The following is a 21,039-nucleotide window of genomic DNA, read 5'->3' on the forward strand; positions in this document are numbered from 1 at the left end:
GGCGTCAGCCCTTCACGCCGCGCAGTGCCATCGCCACCGCCGCGTCCGTCACCGCGGAAGGGTCCTCGGCGGCTCCCAGCTCGATGCGCCGCACCGCCGCGTCCACGATGCCCTGCAGCAGCATCGCCGCCAGCCGGGGCTGCTCGTGCCCCATCTCCGCGAGCGCCTCGGCGATCATCGCGACGAGCCCGCCGTGCGCCGCCCGGATCTTCTCCCGCGCCCCGGCGTCCAGCTCGCTCGCCGAGATGGCGACGACCGCCCGGTGCCGCCGGTCCCCGACCAGCGCCAGCTGCTGGCGTACGTACGCCTCCACCTTGGCCTCGGCGGTGCCGGCCCGCTCCATGGCGGCGGCCACCTCCGCCGCCCAGACCGGAAAGTCGACCGCGCACAGCTCCTCGACCACGGCGGCCCGCGACCGGAAGTACTCGTACACGGACGACCGCGCCAGCCCCGTCCGCTCGGCCAGCGCGGGGAACGTCAGCGCTTCGGTCCCGCCTTCGGACAGCAGCGAGCGAGCCGCGTCCAGCAGGGCGGCTCGCTGCATCGACCGGTGCTCGGCCACGGAGGCCGCTCGAATCCTTGGCACGTCAACCACTTTACGGACGCCCCCACCCGAACGGGAGCCGCGCGCCGCCGTGCCGCGCGCCTCAGCGGCCGAAGCTCGCCAGCTTCGCCCTCAGCTGCAGGACCGACTTGGTGTGGATCTGGCTGACCCGGCTCTCGGTGACCCCGAGGACGTTGCCGATCTCGGCGAGGGTGAGGCCCTCGTAGTAGTACAGCGTCACGACCGTCTTCTCCCGCTCGGGCAGCGTGTTGATCGCCCGCGCGAGGAAGCGGCGCAGCTCCCGGTCCTCGGCGACCTCCACGGGGTTGTCCGCGGCGGTGTCCTCCAGCGTGTCCATGAAGCTCAGCCCGTCGCCGTCCTCGCTGCCCACGTGCAGCAGCTCCTCCAGAGCCACCACGTTGGCCAGCGACAACTGGCTGAAGACGGCATGGAGTTCCTCGACCTCCATGCCCAGCTCGGCGGCTACCTCGGTTTCGGTCGGGGTGCGCCGCAGCCTGGCCTCCAGCGTGGCGTAGGCCCGCTCGACGTTGCGCGCCTTCTGCCGCACCGACCGCGGAATCCAGTCCAGCGCCCGCAGCTCGTCGATCATCGCGCCCCGGATCCGGGTGATCGCGTACGTCTCGAACTTGATCTCCCGGTCGACGTCGAACTTCTCGATCGCGTCGATCAGCCCGAAGACCCCGGAGGAGACGAAATCGGCCTGCTCCACGTTGGGCGGCAGGCCGACGCTCACCCGCCCCGCGACGTATTTCACGAGCGGCGAGTAGTGCAGGATCAGCTGCTCCCGCAGCCGCTCGTCCCCCGTCGCCTTGTACGACCGCCACAGTTCGTCGAGCGTCGAGGGAGCGGGCGGCCGCACGCTGCCACCGTCGCGGGCGGCTGGGGGGATCGCCGCCCGGTCGGACCCGGAGGTGTGCTGGGGCATTCGTCGCCTTGTGCCGTTCTGCCGTGAAGTGCCGTGAAGTGCTGTGAAGTGAGAGCGGGTGGGGTTCGTGGGCCGGTGTGTGCGGTGATGTGGGTTAGCCGGGTGAGCTGTCGGTCTGGTGTCGAGTTGGCGGGTTCTGTGTCGCCGCTTTCGTGAGCGTAGCGTGACTGAGGTGTCGCGGTGTGCGAACGGTGCGGCACCACCCGTGCGCGGGGCGCTCCGGCCCGCCTCGGACGCGGGTCGCGGGGCTCGCTCTGCGTGACCGGCCGGGGCGCCAACTCCGGGAAACCCCAAGGGCGTCGGGCGTTCCCCCGGACGGCCGAACACGCTCGGTCAGCACGGCCCGCGCCCGGTACGGACCGACATCACCGCCTGGCGTGTCAACTTCCAGCCGTCGCCATGTCGTTCGACGTACCCAAGTGCTCGGAGTTCGTACAGTCTCGCGATCGCCTCGTCGCGGGTGGCCGGCGTGCCGAGCGCGATCTCCTCGACGCCGGCCGCGCGGTCGCCGGGGAGGGCGGCGAGGACGGCCCGTGCGGCGGGTTCCAGCAGGTCGCGCGGGAGCACGGGGCCGCGCCGGGGCGGGGCCAGCTCGCCCATGTCGCCGACCAGCTCGACGACGTCCGCGGCATCGGTGACCAGGGTGGCCTCGCCGCGGAGCAGTTCGTGCACACCGGCGGACAGGGCGCTGGTGACGGGACCCGGCACGCCCATGGTGAACCGTCCGAGGCGCTGCGCGGCCCGTGCGGTGGCCAGCGAGCCGCTGCGGCAGGCGGCCTCCACGACGACGGTGCCCCTGGTCAGGGCGGCGATGACGCGGTTGCGGAGGATGAACCGGCTGGGCGTCGGATGGTCGCCCGGGGGCAGTTCGCCCACCACCAGGCCCTGTTCCGCGATCCTGCCGATCAGGGCGGCGTGGCCGCGCGGGTACGGCCGGTCGACGCCGCAGGCCAGGACGGCGACGGTGGCTCCGCGGGCGGCGAGGGCGCCGCGGTGGGCGGCGCCGTCGATGCCGTAGGCGCCGCCCGACACCACCACCCAGCCGCGCTCGGCGAGTCCTGAGGCGAGGGTGGCGGCGACATGGGTGCCGTACTCGGTGCAGGCCCGCGCGCCGACCACGGCCACCGAGCGCAGCGCCCACATCCGCAGGCTGGGCCGGCCGCGCACCCACAGTCCGAGCGGCCGGGCGTCGCCGAGGTCGTCGAGCTGGCCGGGCCACTCGGCGTCGCCGGGCCCCACGAACCGGGCCCCGGCCGCCGCCGCGACCGCGAGATCCCGCTCGGGCTCGGCCCGCCGGGCCCGCGCGACGAGCCCGCCCCAGCGCACGTCGCTCACCCCCGGCAGCGCCGGACCCCCGTCCCGCAGCCGCCGCACCACCTCCCCCACCCCGAACTCCCGGACCCACCGCCCCCCGGCCTCGTCCCCCGGCTCGACCACCCGGCACAGCAACACCCGCCCGAGCAGCTCCGCCGTCACGTCAGGGCCCCGATGGCCATGGGCACACCTCGCGGGACTCCGGTGCGCAGCTGGAGGGCCACCGCGACGTCGGTCGCGTCCGGGCGGTCGTGTCCGACGAGGTCGGCGACCGTCCAGGCGACGCGCAGCACCCGGTCGATGCCCCGGGCGGTGAGCACGCCCCGTTCGAGGCTGCGCTCGGCCTCGTCCATCGCGCCGGGCAGGGGGTGGTACCTGCTGCGCAGCTCCCGGCCCGGCACTTCGCTGTTGGTGCGCCACGGGGTTCCGGCCAGCCGGGCCGCCGCTCGCTCGCGGGCCTTGCGTACCCGCTCGGCCACGGTCGCGGTGGACTCGCCCCGGGCGTGGGGGTCGGTGAGCTGGGCCCGGGTGACCGGATCGACCTCGACGCGCAGATCCACCCGGTCCAGCAGCGGACCGGAGAGCCGGGACTGGTAACGGCGGATCGCCGACGGCGGGCACTCGCACAGGGAGTCGCGCTGCGAGAAGCGTCCGCAGGGGCAGGGATTGGCCGCCAGCACCATGAGGAAGCGTGCCGGGAACCGGACGACGCCCGCGCTGCGCGCGATGACGACGTGCCCCGACTCCAGCGGCTGCCGCAGGGCGTCCAGCGTCTGGCTGTGGAACTCGGGTGCCTCGTCCAGGAACAGCACGCCTCGATGGGCGAGGGAGACCGCCCCGGGCCGTGCGACGCCGGGGCCGCCGCCGACCAGGGACTGCATCGTGGCCGAGTGGTGCGGGGCGCAGTAGGGCGCCGCGTCGATGAGCGGCTTGCCCGGCGGGAGCAGTCCGGCCACCGAGTGCACCGCGGTGACCTCCAGCGACTCCTCCCTGGTGAGCCGGGGAAGGACGGTGGGCAGCCGCTCGGCGAGCATGGTCTTGCCCGCTCCGGGCGGCCCCTCGAGCAGCAGGTGGTGTCCTCCCGCGGCGGCGACCTCCACGGCCGTACGCGCCGAGGTCTGGCCCACGACGTCCGCCAGGTCGTGATCAGACTCGTGCTGTGCGGCGCCGACGCTGTGCATGCCGGTGGCCGCGCCGGCGCCCGGCACGCGCAGGCCGGCGAGAAGAGGGTCCGGGCGGCCCTGCTCGCCGGGTTCCTCATCGGGCACGGGCTCCTCGGTGAGGACCGCGACGAGCTGGCGCAGGCTCCGGACACCGAGCACCGAGACGCCCGGGACCAGGGAGGCCTCGGCGGCGGCGCACTCGGGTACGACGACTTGTTCGTACCCGGCGTCGGCGGCGGCGAGGACGGCCGGCAGGATGCCGCGGACCGGCCGGACCCGGCCGTCCAGCCCCAGCTCCCCGATCATGACGATGTCCGCGAGGACACGCGGATCGATCCGTTCGGCGGCGCCGAGCACCGCGCAGGCGACGGCGAGGTCGAAGCCGGATCCGGCTTTGGGCACCGACGCCGGACTGAGACCGACGGTGAGCTTCTTCTGCGGCCATTCGCCGCCCGAGTTCACCACCGCCGCCCGTACCCGGTCGCGGCTTTCGGTCAGGCTTTTGTCCGGGAGGCCTACCAGGGTGAACGCGGCGACGCCGGGTTCCAGGCCGGCCTGGACCTCGACGACGACGCCTTCCACGCCGACCAGGGCGACCGAGCAGGTGCGGGCGAAGCCCATTCAGGCCACCCCCCGCGCGTGTTCGACGGTCGGGGCGCCCCGGTGGGGCAGCAGGACGCCGATCAGGTCGACGCGGACGCCGCCCGGCGGAGCGCCTCCGTGGGCGTGGATCCAGTGCTCGGCCAGTGCCCGCAGCCTGGCCGCCTTCTCGGGGGTCACGGCGGCCATCGGGTGTTGGTAGCCACCGCCCCTGCGGGTCTTCACCTCGCAGACGACCAGCGTGTTCCCGTCGCGGGCCACGATGTCGATCTCGCCGGACCTGCCGCAGCGCCAGTTGCGCTCCAGGATCGTCATCCCGGCCTCGGCGAGCCGCCGGGCGGCCAGGTCCTCGCCGTACCTGCCCAGTGCCTCTCGTGCGTTCATGTCGGCACCACCTCCGGCGCCAACGGTCACGCATCCGCCCGACAGATGTTGATCTTGGTGGATGACTCAGCGGTTGTGGACAACCTTGTCACCCACACGAGCCACAGCAGCAGCCGCTGTGCACAGGCTCAGCCGCCCGGAAGCTCGAGATCGCTCTTGTTCAGCTCCTCGATGTTCACATCCTTGAACGTGAGCACCCTGACCTGCTTCACGAAGCGCGCCGGCCGGTACATGTCCCACACCCAGGCATCCGCCATCGACACCTCGAAGAACACCTCGCCCTGCACCGAGTGCACCTGCATCTCGTAGTCGTTGGTGAGGTAGAAACGCCGCTCGGTCTCGATCACGTATTTGAACAGACCGACGACATCTCGGTACTCCCGGTAGAGCTTCAGCTCCATCTCGGTCTCGTACTTCTCGAGGTCCTCGGCGCTCATGGCATGTTCCCCTTCAGCCGTGCGATCCCCCCATTGTGCGCCAGTCCGACGGACCCTCAGGCGATTTCCGTATCGAGGGTCACAGGACTGGCCGGGGGACCTTCGTCGAGCAGCGTGCGCAGCAGCTCGGCGAGTCTGGTCGGATACACCGTCTCATGTGCCCGGGTCAGTTCCTGGCACGTCCACCAGCGCGCTCCGGCGACACTGCGCCGCTCCAGCTCCGTCAGCGCCTGCGCGGCGGTGGCCGTCTGCGTCGTACGGGCCAGGTAGTACCACTCGTCCTGGTCCCAGCGGCGGCCGGCGAACGGGAAGGAGCACACCCGCCGCCACAGCACCGGGCCGAGGGCGACGTCGGTGATGCCGGTCTCCTCGGCGAGTTCCCGCAGCGCGGCCTCTTCGCGCGTCTCGTCGCCCTCCAGACCGCCGCCCGGGGTGAACCACCAGTCGTCGGCCGGATCGTCCGGCTCATGGCCGTGCAGCAGGAGGATGCGGTCCTGCGGGTCGAGGAGGACCACTCGGGCCACCTTGCGCAGGCCGCCCGGATACGGCTCCGCGCCGGCCGGGGCGGTGTCAGCGGACACCTGCCGCCTCCGGGCGGGCGGTACGGGCGCGGGAACGGCCCATGCGCTTGGCGATGGGGCCGTAGGCGCCGCCGGCCAGCACCAGGACGGCACCGGCGACGATCAGCAGCTCGATCGTGGACAGCGGGCCGGGCCGGGAGAGGGCGCCGAGGGTTTCGAAGCCGGTGGGGCGCTTGAGCGAGCCCTTCCAGGGCCAGATCACGGCGTCCACGCGGGCGGTCACGGCGTCCCGGGAGACCGTGCCCTTGGCCGCGTCGGTCAGATGGGCCGTGGAGTCCAGCGAACCCTGGCGTTCGTCGCCGAGGAGGAACAGCCGGCCCTTGGGCACGGTCACCGTGGGGAAGTTCTTGATCTCGGCCAGGCTGCCCTGGGGCAGGTAGGGCTCGTCGATCTGCTTGCCGTCGACGGTCAGCTTGCCGTCGGTGCAGCACGAGACGGTGTCGCCGCCGACCGCGACGACCCGCTTGACCACCTTGGCGTTGGTGACCCAGCTCTTGTCCTCGAAGACGACGACGTCACCGCGCCGCACCTCGCCGCCGTCGACCTTCTGCGCCAGCACCCGGTCGCCGGCGTCGATCGTGGGCGTCATGGAGCTGGTGGGCACGGTGTACGGCCGATAGGTCACCGCGGCCCAGGCGAACCCGCCGAGGAACAGCACCAGACCCAGCGCCACCGCCACCCCGGACAGCCGCTGTCCGAGCCCTTGCCTGCTCTCACCACTCATGGACCCGGACCCTACCCGGCGGTACGGCGGCTTGCCCACCCACCCGGGTCACTCCGTCCGGCGACCGGCCACCGGAGCGGGCCCTGCCCCGGACCTCGGGCCCCGGGACCCGGACCTCGGGGGCCCGGGGCACCGCCGCTCGGCCGGTCAGCCGGTCAGCCGGCCAGATGGTCAGCCGGTCAGCCGCGCTTGGCCTTGGTCGCCTTGCGCCGCCGCCACACCACCACCGGCAGCACCGTCGCGACGGCCACGCCCTGCGGGGCCACCGTCAGGGCGGCCGGGGTCGCGTACTGCTGCTGGTTGATGCCGGGCTGGTCGAAGGTGTCGGGGACGGGCAGGGTGCCCCAGTGGTTGATCGGCCAGGCCTTGACGATCGCACGGCCCACGACGTCCTTGACCGGAACCATGCCGTGGTGCTTGTCCGACTGGTTGTAGCGCGAGTCCCGGGAGTTCTGCCGGTGGTCGCCCATCACCCAGATGTAGCCCTTGGGGACCGTCACCTTGAACTGGCCGCCCAGGTCGTCGTCCGTGCAGGGCGTGTTGCCGGCGTACACGTACGACTGCTCGTTCAGGGCGTGGCCGTTGACCAGCAGCGGGCCGGTGCCCTTGCACTCGACCGTGTCGCCGCCGACACCGATCACGCGCTTGATGAGGTCCTTCTCGTCCGCGGACGGCATCAGGCCGATCCAGCTGAGGACCTTCTGCGCGGCGTTCGGGTGCGGCGCCGGCTCGCCCGCCAGCCAGTCGTCCGGGTCGTGGAAGACCACGACCTCGCCGCGCTCCGGCTTCGAGCCGAACCACGGGGTGAGCTTGTCCACCAGGACGCGGTCACCCACCTGAAGGGTGTTCTGCATCGAGGCCGACGGGATCGAGAACGCCTGCACCAGGAACGTCTTGATCAGCAGCGCCAGCACCAGCGCGATCACGACGAGGATCGGCAGCTCCTTCCAGAAGGAGCGGGGCTTCTTCGGCCCGTCGGCCGACTCGCCCGCGCTCCTGGCGCTCGGCCGCTGTCCGTCCCGCGGCGCGCCCTCGTCGCCCGCTGCGTCATTCCCTGAGGTCATGGCACCGTCCGGCAGGGGGGCGTTCTCGTCCACGGGGTGCCCGCGGTGCTCTTCGCCGTCGTGCCCCGACCGTGCGCCAACCGCCACATCCCCCACGCCAACTCCTTACTCTGCTCCGCCGCCCGCGCCGCATACGGCGCAGGCCCACCACTCCCATAACGAGCGGGAGTTCCGCAGGGGTCGGGAGCTGGGTCGTTCCGTTCGGATTCTCGGAGGCAACCCTATGCGACAGTCGGGGACCAGCCGTCGTACCCGACCCGGAGTGGCCGACGCTTGCGAAGGTTTTAGGTTCCTGGAGGCGTGTCCAGTGGCCGATCGGCCAGCCGATGGCGACGGCCCGGCCGACCACCGAGCTCTCGGCCACCGTGCCGCCGTACGGCGTGTCCTGGTGGAACCGGGAATCCGCGGAGTTGCCCCGGTGATCGCCCATGACCCACAGCCGGCCCTTGGGGACGGTGATGTCGAAGGGCTGGGCCGAAGGGGCGTCACCCGGATAGATGTAGCCGCCCTCGGTGAGCGGTACGCCGTTGACGGTGACGCGGCCCTGCTTGTCGCAGCACTTCACATGGTCGCCGCCGACCCCGATCACCCGCTTGATCAGGTCCTTCTCGTTGTCGGACGGCAGCAGGCCGATGAAGGTGAGGCCTTCCTTGAGCTGCTTGACGACGACCGGGTCGTGTTTCTTGGTCGTCTGCTCGTCGGCCAGCCAGCCGCCCGGGTCGTGGAAGACGACGACGTCCCCGCGCTGCGGCTTGGCGCCGAACCACGGGGTGAGCTTGTCGACCAGGACCCGGTCGCCGATCCGGATCGTCTGCTCCATCGAGCCGGACGGGATCACGAACGCCTGGACGAGGAACGTCTTCAGCACCAGGGCTATGAGGACGGCGACGCCGACCAGAAGAGGGATCTCCCGAACGGCCGAACGCCTGCGCTTGCGTTTGACCTTGCGCTGGAGTTTCCGCCGCTCCGCGCGCGTACGGCCGCCGCCGGGCGCCGAGGTGCGGCGCGCGCCGGTGGGCAGCAGGTTGTCCGCGGGGCTGCCGGGCACCCCGCGCGGTTTGCCGCGGTTACCCATGCGCGCCCTCCGCCGGGGCCGCCGGCACGCGCGCGTAGGCGCCGGGACGCGTCAGGTGCCCGAAGTGGCCGGACGGCCACAGGATCCAGTCGGCGCGGCCGATGACGTCGCCGACCGGGATCATGCCGCCGCCGGGCGAGCCGAGGTGGTCGCGGGAGTCCCTGGAGTCGCTGCGGTGGTCGCCGAGGACGAACAGGCTGCCGGCGGGCACGACGACGTCGAAGGGCACGCTGGAGGGGCTGTCGCCGGGATAGAGGAACGACGACTCGTCGACCGCGCGGCCGTTCACCTCGATCCTCCCCTTCTTGTCGCAGCAGACCACATGGTCTCCCCCCACACCGACCACGCGCTTGATGTAGTCGGCGTCCCCGAAGTACCCGGTTCCGTCGAACACGATCACATCGCCGCGGCGCGGCCGGGAACCGAAACGGTATGCCAACTTATTTACGAGAACGCGGTCCCCGATCCTCAACCCCTGTTCCATGGATCCGCTCGGAATCTGGAACGGTTGCACCACGAACGCGTTGAGGAGCAGCAAAAAGACCAGGCAGACCAGGACGGTCAGGGTGATCCGCCCGCCCGGCACCCAGGGGGCGATCCGCGCCGCCAACGCGAAACGCGACCGCTCCTCCGGGCCCGGGGAATCCGGGTGGGAGGAACGGTCGCGTCCCGTCGGCTGTGCTTCGGTGTCCATCGGAGCCCGATGCTATCCGGCTCCGCTGTGACGCCGGTGAAGCGCTCAGCTCTCGCGCTTCTCCTTGATCTTGGCGGCCTTGCCGCGCAGGTCACGGAGGTAGTACAGCTTGGCGCGGCGCACGTCACCCTTGGTGACCAGCTCGATCTTCTCGACGATCGGGGTGTGCACCGGGAAGGTGCGCTCGACGCCGACGGAGAACGAGACCTTGCGGACCGTGAAGGTCTCGCGGACACCGGAGCCCTGGCGACGGATCACCACGCCCTTGAACTGCTGCACACGGGAGCGGTTGCCCTCGATGACGCGGACGTGGACGTTGACGGTGTCGCCCGGGCGGAAGGCCGGGATGTCGCTGCGCAGCGACGCGGCGTCGACGGAGTCGAGCAGGTGAGACATTTCGTCTGCTTTCTTCGCTGATGCCACAGGTCATCAACGGAAACTAGGTGTTTGCACGAAGCCGTGTGCGGGTCGGGGCGGGCGTCGTGTCCCCCTGTGGCAGGGGCGCACGCCGGACGGGCGCACAACAGCGGCCTATTCTTCCACGCCCTCGGCCCGCCGCCAAAATCGCCCGTACGGCTCGCCCGCCGGGTCCGGCTCCCAGCCCAGGATGGAGAGCATCTCGCGGTCCTTCTTGTCGAAGGCCTTGGGGTCGCAGCGCTCGATCAGGTCCGGCCGGTTGGCGGTCGTACGCCTGAGGGCCTCGTCGCGGCGCCAGCGGGCGATCCTGCCGTGGTGGCCGCTGAGCAGCACCTCGGGGATGTCCCGGCCGCGCCACACGGGCGGCTTGGTGTAGACGGGGCCTTCGAGGAGGCTCGCCATCGCGCCGGGCGCGAAGGAGTCGTCGCGGTGGGAGTCGGCGTTGCCGAGGACGCCGGGCAGCAGCCGCGCCACGGCCTCCGTGATGACCAGGACGGCCGCCTCTCCGCCGGCGAGGACGTAGTCGCCGATGGAGACCTCGTAGACGGGCACGCGCGTGGCGTACTCGTCCATGACGCGCCGGTCGATGCCCTCGTAGCGGGCGGGTGTGAAGATCAGCCAGGGGCGCTCGGAGAGCTCCACGGCGAGTTCCTGGGTGAAGGGCCGGCCGCTCGGGGTGGGCACGATCAGCGCGGGGGCCCGGTCGCCGCTCTCGTAGCCGTCGGCGAGGATCGTGTCCAGGGCGTCGCCCCAGGGCTCGGTCTTCATGACCATGCCGGGGCCGCCTCCGTACGGTGTGTCGTCGACCGTGTGGTGCCGGTCGTACGTCCAGTCCCGCAGGTCGTGCACCCGTACGTCGAGCTGTCCACGCGCGCGTGCCTTGCCGACGAGGGAGACGTTCAGGGGTTCCAGGTACTCGGGGAAGATCGTGACGACGTCGAGCCTCATTCGCTGTCTTCCCTCGCGGACGCGATCTCGGCGCGGTCGTCGATCAGGCCCGGCGGCGGGGCGATGACCGCCTTCTGCTCCGCCAGGTCGATGTCGGTGACGATCTCCTCGACGAAGGGGATCATGACCTCGGTGCCGTCCGGCCGCTCCACGATGAACAGGTCCTGGGAGGGCAGGTGCGAGATCTCGGTGATGCGGCCGACCTCCTCGCCGTCCTCGGTGACCACGTCGAGGTCGATGAGCTGGTGGTCGTAGTACTCGTCCTCGCCCTCGGGAAGCTCCTCGGGATCGACGTCGGCGATCAGGAGGGTGTTGCGCAGGGCCTCGGCCGCGTTGCGGTCGGTGACGCCCTCGAAGCGCAGCAGGAGGCGGCCGCTGTGGACGCGTCCCGTCTCGATGGTCAGCGGTCCCGCGGAGGCGGGGTCCGTGGCGAGTACGGCGCCGGGCGCGAGCCGGAGTTCCGGCTCGTCGGTGCGTACCTCGACGGTGACCTCGCCCTTGATGCCATGGGCACGGCCGATCCGTGCGACTACCAGCTGCACGTGTCCAATTCTCCTGTCATCTCCTGCCGGCGTCCTGCTCATACGACTGCGGGCCGGGGACGGCCAGTGGCCCTCCCCGGCCCGAGCCGGTTGCGTTGAAGCGTCAGCGGACGTGGTCCACGTCGACGAGGTCGACACGGACGCCGCGACCGCCGATGGCGCCCACGACGGTGCGCAGAGCGCGCGCGGTACGGCCGTTGCGGCCGATCACCTTGCCGAGGTCGTCCGGGTGGACCCGGACCTCGAGCACGCGCCCGCGGCGCAGGTTGCGCGAGGCGACCTGCACATCGTCAGGGTTGTCGACGATGCCCTTCACGAGGTGCTCAAGCGCCTCTTCGAGCATGCTGCTCAGGCCTCGGTCGACTCGGACTCGGCAGCCGCCTCGTCCTTCTTCTCAGCCTTCTTCTTCTGGGTGATCGCCTCACCCTTGCCCTCGTCGTCACCGCCGAGCGCCTCGAACGACGGACGGGCCGGCTTCGGCTCGGCGGTGAGCAGCGGCGCGGGGGCCGGCTCGCCCTTGAACTTCTGCCAGTCGCCGGTCTTCTTCAGAATGGCGAGCACGGGCTCCGTCGGCTGAGCGCCGACACCGAGCCAGTACGCCACACGCTCGGCGTCCACCTCGATGACCGACGGGTTGTAGGTCGGGTGGTACTTGCCGATCTCCTCGATCGCCCGGCCGTCACGGCGGGTGCGGGAGTCGGCGACGACGATGCGGTAGTGAGGCGAACGGATCTTGCCCAGACGCTTCAGCTTGATCTTGACTGCCACGGGAGTGGGTTCTCCTGGATTTGACGTGGTTGGGCACGGCGGGAGAGCCGCGTGGGGTTGCGGTACCCGAGTGCCCGATGGACGCGTCAGCCGGAGGAGAGAGGGGTCCTGTGCGGCTGTCGAGTACAGCTAGCCATTGTGCCATACCCGGCGGGTCGCTTTCGGCCGAGGGTCGGTGCCCGTGCTCGGGCATGCCCGGTCGGCACCCGGCGTGGAGGTGAGAGTCACGTCGGGTGCGCCCGGCCGGTGCTGTGCTGTTGTCGGCAGCGGCCGCCTTCCCCCACGCCCGCCTTCCCCGCGCTCGGCTTCGCTCGCGCGGGGGCGCCCCCATCGCCCCCCGCGGCACGACTGCGCGCGGATGGGCGGCACGGTGCGGCCCGGCCCGTCGTCGGCAGCTGTCCGGCACCCACGAGATGCCGGTGTCCGCGGCCTCGCGGTCACGCCGCTCCCGCGACCTCCGGGATCCGGAACGGCTTGCCGCAGCCGCCGCAGACGATCGGGGCCTGGGCCAGGACCGAGGGGACCACCCGGACGTTGCGGCCGCAGTCGCACACCGCCTTGACCCGGACGCCGCCCCCGGAGGAGCCGTGCCGGGCGGCCGGGCCCCGGAAGGTGCGGCTGGTGTCCGAGGAGGTGGCCGCCGTGTGGGCCTTCAGCGCGCGCTGGAGCCGCTCGATCGTCGAGCGGTAGCGGCGCTTGGCCTCGGGGTTGAGCGTGACCAGGGAGAAACCGCTGCTCGGGTGCGGCTCCTCCGGGTGGTCGAGGCCCAGTTCCTCGGCGATGGCCAGGAAACGGCGGTTGTGGTAGCGGCCGGCGCGGGAGGTGTCGCGGATGCCGCGGGCGGCGGCGATGCCGTGGACTGCCTCGTGCAGCAGGCGCTCGAAGGAGAGCTCGTGGCCGCAGGCGGACGACGACTCTCCGATCAGGGACTCCGGCGCGGCGAGATCCGGCAGCTCGGGGTGGTACCGCTGAATGTCGGCCCACGCCTGTGCCAGCTCCGCGGCGAGAACAGGTGGTGTCTGTGTCGTGCTCACGTAATGACAACGAGCGGGATCTCGAATGTGTTCCTATTCCGGGGCCATCTCAAATAATTTGCACTTACCCGTCAGTTGCCGCTGATGCGTCCGGACGAGGGCGGGTGCGCTGATCTGCGGAGAAGCCTCACAGCTCCTACCAAGCTGGTGCGTAGTCCGCCGTACGCCGCGGCACGTAGTGCCCGGTGCGACAGGGGCCGGCAGGTGCGCAAGAGGTGTTTCGGCCGCTCTGGTCGCGAGGCCTCACCTCGCTCAGCGTCCGTGACGCGCGTGACGTTACTGCGCGCCCCGGCCTCCCGGAACCGGCCTGTTCCCCGGGGCGGACACCGTACGGCCGTCCACGTTGCCGGGATGTGAAATCTCGCCACACCGGCGCCCGGACCCCAAGCCGGGCCCCACGCCCCCTGGACGGGGCAGCGAGCCGGGAGTTACCTGGCATACGTGGGAAGTGCGCGCACGGCACGGGGGCCACGCAACCGGACACAGCGGTGAACTGTCGGCGGATTGGGGCGCTTACCTATGACACCTACGCTCGTGCGACAGCACGTGGCCCACGCGGCACCCCGCGTGGACCTGTGCGCTCGCGCGCGTGACTGGTCCGAGATCCAGGAGCGGATGCTGGTTCCGCTCTACGAAGCCGTCCACGAACGACTCGAAGTGGGCCCCGGCACCCGGCTGCTGGGCCTGCGCTGCGGCGCCGGGCTCGCCCTGCTGCTGGCGGCCGGCAGAGGGGCCGAGGTCACCGGTGTCGACGCCGCCTCCCCCGAGCGGCTCGCCCTCGCCCGCGAGCGGCTGCTGCCGGGCGCCTCGCGCGGCGCGCACGGGAACACTGTCACCGGGCGCGGGAAGGACGACGGACGCCGGCACGTGCCGCACGGCGCGGGCGGGAGCACGGCCGCTGGGCGGCCCGGGGACGACGGCGGGCGCGGGCGGGAGCCGCGCGGCGGGAGCGGGGCCGGTGCGGGCGGTGAGTCCGGTCCGCGGGGCGGGAACGGGAGCGGTGCGGACGGCCGTACACGCGCGCGTGCCGCGCAGCTCGTCGGCGGCTCGCCCCGTGACGCGGCCGGCCCGGAGGACTCCCCCTACACCCTGGTGACCGTCTTCGAGCCGATCGGCTGCCTCGCGGGCGACTCCGAGGGGCTCGGTGAGCTGCTGGCCGACGCGCTGCCGCTGGCCGCGCGCGGGGCCGCCGTGGTGCTGGCCGGCTGGGGGCCGCCGGAGCGCTGCGCCACCTCCTCGGTGCTGCGGGTGGCGACGAAACTGGCCGATCCCTTGCGCAGCGCGCGCAGCTGGCGGCCCGCCCGGCGGGACGATCTGGAGGAGGTCGCGCAGCGGGCGGGGCTGAAACCGGACGGCTCGGGGCGGGTGGCCTGTCCGTTCGGGTACGCCGACACCGACAGCGCGGTACGGGGGCTGCTGTCGACCGGCCTGTTCGACGCGGCGATCGCGGCCACGGACGCCAAGCAGGTCGACAAGGAGCTGACGGAGGCCCTGCACCCGTACCGGCGCGCCGACGGGACCGTGTGGATGCCGAACGTCTTCCGTTACCTCGTCGCGCGCGTGCCCTAGCCCCCGCCCGGTCGCCTTGGTCACGCCGCTCGCCGGGGCTGGGCGTGTGACGCGTGCGGCGGCGCGGGGCCGGCCGTATGCGGACGGTACGGCAGGGGCCGGCCCTGGCACGCGCGGAGGTGGACGCGGGGCTGCTCAGCCCATGAACTTCTTGAACTCGTCCGGCAGTTCGAAGTCCTGGCCGCCCTGCTGCGGCAGCCCGAAGGCGTTCCCGCCCTGCGCGGCGGCCTCGCGGCGCTGGGCCGCCTCCAGCTCCTGCTGCTTGCGCTTCATCGGGTTGCCGGAGCGCTGCTTGCCCTTGGCCTTCTTCTGCTGCTTCTTCTGCCGTCCGGGGCCGCCGCCCATGCCCGGGATCCCCGGCATGCCCGGCATACCGCCGCCCTGCGCCATGCGGGACATCATCTTGCGGGCCTCGAAGAACCGCTCGACCAGGTTCTTCACCGCGCTGACCTCGACGCCGGAGCCCTTGGCGATACGGGCGCGGCGGGAGCCGTTGATGATCGTCGGGTCCTGGCGCTCGGCCGGGGTCATCGACTTGATGATCGCCGCGGTGCGGTCGACGTCGCGCTCGTCGATGTTGTTGATCTGGTCCTTGATCTGGCCCATGCCCGGGAGCATGCCGAGCAGCTTGGAGATGCTGCCCATCTTCCGGACCTGCTCCATCTGGGCCAGGAAGTCGTCCAGGGTGAAGTCCTGGCCCTTCTTGGACGCCAGCTTCGAGGCCATCTTGGCGGCCTCTTCCTGGCTGAAGGTCTTCTCCGCCTGCTCGATCAGGGTGAGCAGGTCACCCATGTCGAGGATGCGGGAGGCCATCCGGTCCGGGTGGAAGGCGTCGAAGTCGTCGAGCTTCTCGCCGTTCGACGCGAACATGATCGGCTTGCCGGTGATCTGCCGGATCGACAGGGCGGCGCCGCCGCGGGCGTCGCCGTCGAGCTTGGAGAGCACCACGCCGTCGAAGCCGACGCCGTCGCGGAAGGCCTCGGCGGTGTTGACCGCGTCCTGACCGATCATCGCGTCGACGACGAACAGGATCTCGTCGGGACTGACGGCGTCCCGGATGTCCGCGGCCTGCTGCATCATCTCCTGGTCGATGCCCAGGCGGCCGGCGGTGTCCACGATCACGATGTCGTGGACCTTGGACTTCGCGTAGTCGATGGAGTCCTTGGCGACCTTGACCGGGTCACCGACGCCGTTGCCCGGCTCGGGCGCGTACACCGCGACACCGGCGCGCTCGGCGACGACGCTCAGCTGGTTGACGGCGTTCGGGCGCTGCAGGTCGGCGGCGACCAGCAGCGGGGAGTGGCCCTGCTCCTTGAGCCACTTGCCGAGCTTGCCCGCGAGGGTGGTCTTACCGGCACCCTGCAGACCCGCCAGCATGATCACGGTGGGCGGCTGCTTGGCGAAGCGCAGGCGCCGGGTCTCACCGCCGAGGATCGTGACGAGCTCGTCGTTGACGATCTTCAGGACCTGCTGGGCCGGGTTCAGCGCCTTGGAGACCTCGGCGCCGAGGGCACGCTCCTTGACGTTCTTGATGAAGGTGCGGACGACAGGCAGGGCCACGTCCGCCTCGAGGAGCGCGATGCGGATCTCGCGTGCCGTGGCGTCGATGTCCGCCTCGCTGAGGCGCCCCTTGCCGCGGAGATTTTTGAAAGTCGCGCTGAGGCGGTCGGAGAGGGTATCGAACACGGTGGCGTCGGTCCTCGAGGTCGGGGTCGGTTCGGGCTGCCCTCCAGGGTATCCGCCCGCGCAACCAATCCGTCCGCGCCCGCCCGCACCGGTGAGCGCGGGAGCGGGACACCGGCGGCCGGCACCGGCTGTGCGGGCGTGCGGACGGGGTGCCGGGGATGCCTGCTGCCCGCACCCGCCGGCCCGGGGTTCACGCCCGCAGCGCCTCCTCCAGTGCGCGGGCCAGTGACCCCGCATCCTGAGTCGGCAGCGGCTCCCCGGCACCGGTCGTCACGTAGAAGGCGTCCACCGCGTTGGAGCCCAGGGTCGACACGTGCATGCTGCGCACTCGCACGCCCGCCTTCTCCAGGGCCATGCCGATGCGGTGCAGCAGGCCGGGGGCGTCCTGGGCGCGGACCTCGATCACCGTGGCGTGGTGGGAGGCGGCCGGGGCCACCGTGACCCGGGGCGGCGGGGCGATCCAGCCGCGGCGCCTCGGATAGGCCGCGTCCCGTTCGGCGAGCCGCCCGGCGATGTCCAGGCTGCCGTCCAGGGCGCGGACGAGGTCGGCGCGCAGCCGGGTGGCCTGGGGCAGGGAGCCGTACTCGGCGGCCACCCGCCAGTTGAGCAGCAGCACCGAACCGTCGTCGACGTCGTCGGGCAGGCGCACGGCGCGGAGTTCCGCCGTACGGACGGTGAGGCGGTGGACGGCCAGGACGCCGGCGACGGCGGGGAGGACGGCCGGCTGGTCGGGTACGGCGATGAGCAGCTCCACGCCGAGGGGTTCGCCGGAGGCCTCGGCCCCGGTGACCGGTTCCGTCTGGGCGCGCAGTGCGAGGACCGGGCTGCCCGTGCGGAACGCCTCGATCGCGAGCCGCTCCTGTTCGGCGGTGGGCGCGGCGGGTTCCGGCTCGCCGGGGGCGTCGCCCGCGAGCACGGCACCGACGCGCCGGACGAGGTCGGCGACGAGGGAGCCGCGCCAGGAGGACCAGGCCGCGGGTCCGGTGGCGAGGGCGTCGGCCTCGGTGAGGGCGTGCAGCAGCTCCAGGGTGCTCTGGGTGCCGACGGCCTCGGCGACCGAGCGGACGGTGGCCGGGTCGTCCAGGTCGCGGCGGGTGGCCGTCTCGATCAGGAGCAGGTGGTGGCGGACCAGCAGGGACAGCACGGCCACATCCGCGCTGTCGAAGCCGATCCGTGCGGCCACGTCCTTGGCGATGATCTCGCCGGCCACCGAGTGGTCGCCGGGCCAGCCCTTGCCGATGTCGTGCAGCAGGGCGGCGACGAGGAGCAGGTCGGGGCGGCTGACGCGGCGGGTGAGCTCGGAGGCGCGGACGGCCGTCTCGATCAGATGGCGGTCGACGGTCCAGATGTGGACGGCGTTGCGCTGCGGGCGGCAGCGGACCCGCTCCCAGTCCGGCAGCATGCGGCTGATCAGTCCCTCGGCCTCCAGCGCCTCCCAGACCTCCACGGTCGGGCGGCCGGAGCCGAGCAGGGTGACCAGCTGCTCGCGGGCCTCGGCGGGCCAGGGCGTGGGCAGGGGGCGCGCGGTGGCGGCCATGCGCCGTACGGCGTGCAGGGAGAGCGGGAGGCCGGCCTGCGCTGCGGCGGCTGCGGCACGCAGCGGAAGAACGGGGTCGCGTTCGGGGCGCGCGGTGCGGGCGAGCACCACCTCGCCGTCCTGCTCCACCACGCCCTCGGCGAGCGGCGACCGCTCGGCGACGGGCTTGCCGCCGCCCAGCGCCCTCCCGTCTCCCGCCACCGCCCTTCTGAGGAAGTCGCTTCGCTCCCTTGCCAGTTTGCGCAGACGCGGCCGTACGGCGCGCGACCGGAGCACGCGCCCCACCTCGCGCCAGGTGACGTCGCTGGCGTACGACACGATGCCGGCGGCCTCGTAGACCTGCCGGAGCAGGGTGTCGGCGTCCAGCAGCCCCAGTTCGGCCGCCACCTGGTCCTGCTCCTGGAGCGCGAGCCGGTCGGTGGCGCGGCCCGTCACCAGATGCAGCGCGTCCCGTACGTCGAGCAGCCGCCGGCGCGCGTCGGCGAGGCCCTCGCGCGGGGCGTCGGCCAGCCAGGAGGCGGCGACGGCGCGCAGGGCGGTGGCGTCCCTGAGGCCGCCGCGCGCTTCCTTGAGGTCGGGTTCCAGCAGGTACCGCAGTTCGCCCTGCCGTACGGCGCGCTCGGCGCACAGTTCCTGCAGTTCGGGCAGGCGTTTGGGGGCCTGGTTGCGCCAGTCGGCGAGGACGGCCGTGCGCAGGCCGGCGGTGAGCCCCAGGTCGCCGGCGAGATGGCGGGCGTCCAGGAGACCGAGGTGGACCTTCAGATCGTCCCCGGCGGTCTTGCGGGCCTCGGCCGGGGTCCGTACGGAGTGGTCGAGGGCGATGCCGAGGTCCCACACGGGGTACCAGAGGCGGTCGGCGAGGGCGGCGACCGCACCGGGGTCGGAGCCGTCGTGCAGCAGCAGGAGGTCGAGGTCGCTGCGCGGGGACAGCTCGCCCCGGCCGTAGCCGCCGACGGCGACCAGGGAGACTCCCGCGCGTCCCGCGGCCGCCGCCGTGAACAGTCCGGCGAGCCAGTCGTCGGTCAGCTCGGCGAGGGCCGAACGGCGCGGCGGCCCGGACCGCGCCCCCTCGGTGAGGAGGCGCAGCCGGGCCGCCGCGTAGCCGCTGGGTCCCGAGTCCTCTGCCATGCGCTCGTCCGTTCCCGTCACCCAGCGACTCCGTTCTCGACAGCGGTGCTCAGAGCGCGTCCGGGCCGCGCTCGCCGGTGCGGACCCGTACGGCCGTGTCGACCGGCAGGGACCAGACCTTGCCGTCACCGATCTTGCCGGTGCGGGCGGCTTTCACGATGACCTCGATCAGCTGCTCGGCGTCGTCGTCCTCGGCCAGCACCTCGATGCGGATCTTGGGGACCAGGTCGACGGTGTACTCGGCGCCGCGGTAGACCTCGGTGTGGCCCCGCTGACGACCGTAACCGCTCGCCTCGGTGACCGTCAGGCCGTGCACGCCGAACGCCTGCAGGGCCTCCTTGATCTCGTCCAGCCGGTGCGGCTTGACGACGGCGGTGATGAGCTTCATGCGTCCACCTTCTTGGTCTGGGCGGCGGCCAGGGACGGGGCGTGGGCGGCGACGGAACCGAGGACGCCGCCGCCGGCGCCGCTGAAGTCGTAGGCGGTCTCGGCGTGCTCGGCCTGGTCGATGCCGGAGATCTCCTGGTCCTCGGTGACCCGCATGCCGATCGTCTTGTCGAGCAGGAAGGCGAGGACCGCGGAGACGACCAGGGAGTAGGCGAGGACCGCGCCGACACCGGCGCACTGCTTCCACAGCTGGGTCCAGGAGTGGTCGCCGTAGAAGACGCCGGTCGCGGTGGACTGGCCCTTGCCGGTGGCGAAGAAGCCGATCAGCAGGGAGCCGATGATGCCGCCGACCATGTGGACGCCGACGACGTCGAGGGAGTCGTCGTAGCCGAACCGGAACTTCAGGCCCACGGCCGCGGCGCAGGCGACACCGGCGATGGCGCCGACCGCGATCGCGCCGAGCGGGGAGACCGCGCCGCCGGACGGGGTGATCGCCACCAGACCGGCGACCGCGCCGGAGGCGGCGCCCAGCGTGGTGAACGCGCCGTGGCGGATCTTCTCGTAGGCGAGCCAGGCCAGCATGGCGGCGGCGGTCGCGACCTGCGTGTTGACGAACATCAGCGCGCCGACGCCGTCGTCGTTGCCGAGCCAGGAGCCCGCGTTGAAGCCGAACCAGCCGAACCACAGCAGGCCCGCGCCGAGCATGACCAGCGGAAGGCTGTGCGGGCGCATCGGGTCCTTCTTGAAGCCGACGCGCTTGCCGATGACGAGGATGACGCCGAGGGCGCCGGCGCCCGCGTTGATGTGGACCGCCGTACCACCCGCGAAGTCGATCACACCGAGCTTGTAGGCCCAGCCGTCGGCGCCCCAGACCCAGTGGGCGACCGGGACGTAGACGATCGTGAGCCACAGGGCGATGAACAGCGCCCAGGCCGAGAACTTCACGCGGTCCGCGAGGGCGCCGCTGATCAGGGCCGGCGTGATGATCGCGAACATCATCTGGAAGACCATGAACACGAAGATCGGGATGGTGTAACCGGGCCACAGCTCGGTCAGGCCGATCTTGCGCAGGCCGAACCAGTCGGAGTCCCAGCCGATGAAACTGTTGTTCGTGCCGAAGGCGAGGGAGAAGCCGTAGAGCACCCAGAGGATGGTGACGATGCCCATGCTGATGAAGCTCATCATCAGCATGTTCAGCGTGCTCTTGACGCGGACCATGCCTCCGTAGAAGAAGGCGAGACCCGGCGTCATGATCAGGACCAGGGCGGAAGCAATGAGCATGAAGCCTGTGTTCGCGGCAGACAGCTTGGGTGCCTCCGCGGCAAGCGTGATGGCTGGTGCCATCGGCGTCTCCTCGTCGGTTGGTACGGCCCCGTGCGGGCGGTGCCTGAGCGGTCCGGCGGGTCGTGGGGGTGGGCCGGTTATGCGCCATGAGAGTGGCGCAGCGCGGTTTCGGTCGAAGCCCCTCGTTGTTTCACCGGCGTGACGAAGGCGCCG

At 72.0% G+C, this 21,039-nt stretch carries 22 protein-coding genes; 1 reads left to right on the forward strand and 21 read right to left on the reverse strand.

Annotated elements, in window-relative coordinates:
* Positions 1-4: 4 nt before the first annotated feature.
* From OG956_RS09755 to OG956_RS09835, 17 genes are all read right to left on the reverse strand, one after another.
* Positions 5-562: a TetR/AcrR family transcriptional regulator gene (locus tag OG956_RS09755; protein ID WP_330342791.1), complete on the reverse strand. Its 558-nt coding sequence runs from the start codon at positions 560-562 to the stop codon at positions 5-7.
* A gap of 85 nt (positions 563-647) precedes the next feature.
* Positions 648-1,490, reverse strand: a complete 843-nt coding sequence (whiG, locus tag OG956_RS09760) for an RNA polymerase sigma factor WhiG (RefSeq protein WP_330337563.1) — start codon at positions 1,488-1,490, stop codon at positions 648-650.
* 333 nt (positions 1,491-1,823) lie between these two features.
* On the reverse strand, positions 1,824-2,966 hold the full coding sequence (dprA, locus tag OG956_RS09765; protein ID WP_330337564.1) for a DNA-processing protein DprA: 1,143 nt from the start codon (positions 2,964-2,966) through the stop codon (positions 1,824-1,826).
* Positions 2,963-4,588, reverse strand: a complete 1,626-nt coding sequence (locus OG956_RS09770) for a YifB family Mg chelatase-like AAA ATPase (protein ID WP_330337565.1) — start codon at positions 4,586-4,588, stop codon at positions 2,963-2,965. Before OG956_RS09770 ends, dprA begins: the two co-directional genes overlap by 4 nt.
* Positions 4,589-4,951 carry a YraN family protein gene (locus OG956_RS09775; RefSeq protein ID WP_330337566.1) on the reverse strand — a complete coding sequence of 121 codons (363 nt, stop codon included), beginning with the start codon at positions 4,949-4,951 and terminating at the stop codon, positions 4,589-4,591.
* A 128-nt stretch (positions 4,952-5,079) separates the two neighbouring features.
* Complete coding sequence (locus OG956_RS09780; RefSeq protein WP_003965949.1) at positions 5,080-5,388, reverse strand: DUF2469 domain-containing protein; 309 nt, start codon at positions 5,386-5,388, stop codon at positions 5,080-5,082.
* A 56-nt stretch (positions 5,389-5,444) separates the two neighbouring features.
* On the reverse strand, positions 5,445-5,969 hold the full coding sequence (locus OG956_RS09785; protein ID WP_330337567.1) for an NUDIX hydrolase: 525 nt from the start codon (positions 5,967-5,969) through the stop codon (positions 5,445-5,447).
* Positions 5,959-6,693, reverse strand: coding sequence for a signal peptidase I (lepB, locus tag OG956_RS09790; RefSeq protein ID WP_330337568.1), 735 nt, complete (start codon positions 6,691-6,693; stop codon positions 5,959-5,961). The genes OG956_RS09785 and lepB (OG956_RS09790) overlap by 11 nt, the downstream gene beginning before the upstream one ends.
* A 179-nt stretch (positions 6,694-6,872) precedes the next feature.
* Entirely contained in the window at positions 6,873-7,853 is a 981-nt protein-coding gene (lepB, locus tag OG956_RS09795; RefSeq protein WP_330337569.1) for a signal peptidase I, read from the reverse strand.
* Entirely contained in the window at positions 7,741-8,832 is a 1,092-nt protein-coding gene (gene lepB / locus OG956_RS09800) for a signal peptidase I (protein ID WP_330337570.1), read from the reverse strand. Before lepB (OG956_RS09800) ends, lepB (OG956_RS09795) begins: the two co-directional genes overlap by 113 nt.
* Complete coding sequence (lepB, locus tag OG956_RS09805) at positions 8,825-9,526, reverse strand: signal peptidase I (protein WP_330337571.1); 702 nt, start codon at positions 9,524-9,526, stop codon at positions 8,825-8,827. The genes lepB (OG956_RS09800) and lepB (OG956_RS09805) overlap by 8 nt, the downstream gene beginning before the upstream one ends.
* Positions 9,527-9,571: 45 nt before the next feature.
* The gene (rplS, locus tag OG956_RS09810; RefSeq protein ID WP_189818699.1) at positions 9,572-9,922 is read right to left on the reverse strand and encodes a 50S ribosomal protein L19; all 351 of its coding nucleotides are present in this window, start codon (positions 9,920-9,922) and stop codon (positions 9,572-9,574) included.
* A gap of 135 nt (positions 9,923-10,057) precedes the next feature.
* The gene (gene trmD / locus OG956_RS09815; RefSeq protein WP_330337572.1) at positions 10,058-10,891 is read right to left on the reverse strand and encodes a tRNA (guanosine(37)-N1)-methyltransferase TrmD; all 834 of its coding nucleotides are present in this window, start codon (positions 10,889-10,891) and stop codon (positions 10,058-10,060) included.
* Entirely contained in the window at positions 10,888-11,433 is a 546-nt protein-coding gene (gene rimM, locus OG956_RS09820; RefSeq protein WP_330337573.1) for a ribosome maturation factor RimM, read from the reverse strand. Before rimM ends, trmD begins: the two co-directional genes overlap by 4 nt.
* A gap of 103 nt (positions 11,434-11,536) precedes the next feature.
* Positions 11,537-11,776: an RNA-binding protein gene (locus tag OG956_RS09825; RefSeq protein ID WP_003973401.1), complete on the reverse strand. Its 240-nt coding sequence runs from the start codon at positions 11,774-11,776 to the stop codon at positions 11,537-11,539.
* 5 nt (positions 11,777-11,781) lie between these two features.
* Positions 11,782-12,201: a 30S ribosomal protein S16 gene (gene rpsP / locus OG956_RS09830; protein ID WP_208898581.1), complete on the reverse strand. Its 420-nt coding sequence runs from the start codon at positions 12,199-12,201 to the stop codon at positions 11,782-11,784.
* A gap of 437 nt (positions 12,202-12,638) precedes the next feature.
* On the reverse strand, positions 12,639-13,235 hold the full coding sequence (locus OG956_RS09835; protein WP_330337574.1) for a hypothetical protein: 597 nt from the start codon (positions 13,233-13,235) through the stop codon (positions 12,639-12,641).
* Between the two features lie 615 nt (positions 13,236-13,850).
* Between OG956_RS09835 and OG956_RS09840 the strand changes: the two genes are divergently transcribed.
* The gene (locus OG956_RS09840; RefSeq protein WP_443065671.1) at positions 13,851-14,804 is read left to right on the forward strand and encodes an SAM-dependent methyltransferase; all 954 of its coding nucleotides are present in this window, start codon (positions 13,851-13,853) and stop codon (positions 14,802-14,804) included.
* Positions 14,805-14,939: 135 nt separating this feature from the next.
* Here OG956_RS09840 and ffh read toward each other — a convergent pair whose 3' ends face one another.
* The 4 genes from ffh to OG956_RS09860 form a co-directional block, all read right to left on the reverse strand.
* On the reverse strand, positions 14,940-16,490 hold the full coding sequence (gene ffh, locus OG956_RS09845) for a signal recognition particle protein (protein ID WP_330337576.1): 1,551 nt from the start codon (positions 16,488-16,490) through the stop codon (positions 14,940-14,942).
* A 190-nt stretch (positions 16,491-16,680) separates the two neighbouring features.
* Positions 16,681-19,176, reverse strand: coding sequence for a [protein-PII] uridylyltransferase (locus tag OG956_RS09850; protein ID WP_330337577.1), 2,496 nt, complete (start codon positions 19,174-19,176; stop codon positions 16,681-16,683).
* A gap of 28 nt (positions 19,177-19,204) precedes the next feature.
* The gene (locus tag OG956_RS09855; RefSeq protein WP_043504401.1) at positions 19,205-19,543 is read right to left on the reverse strand and encodes a P-II family nitrogen regulator; all 339 of its coding nucleotides are present in this window, start codon (positions 19,541-19,543) and stop codon (positions 19,205-19,207) included.
* A complete protein-coding gene (locus tag OG956_RS09860; RefSeq protein ID WP_330337578.1) occupies positions 19,540-20,886 on the reverse strand; it encodes an ammonium transporter in 1,347 nt (448 codons plus the stop codon). The genes OG956_RS09855 and OG956_RS09860 overlap by 4 nt, the downstream gene beginning before the upstream one ends.
* Positions 20,887-21,039: the final 153 nt, after the last annotated feature.

It is taken from the genome of Streptomyces sp. NBC_00557 (genome assembly GCF_036345995.1).
Lineage (GTDB): Bacteria > Actinomycetota > Actinomycetes > Streptomycetales > Streptomycetaceae > Streptomyces.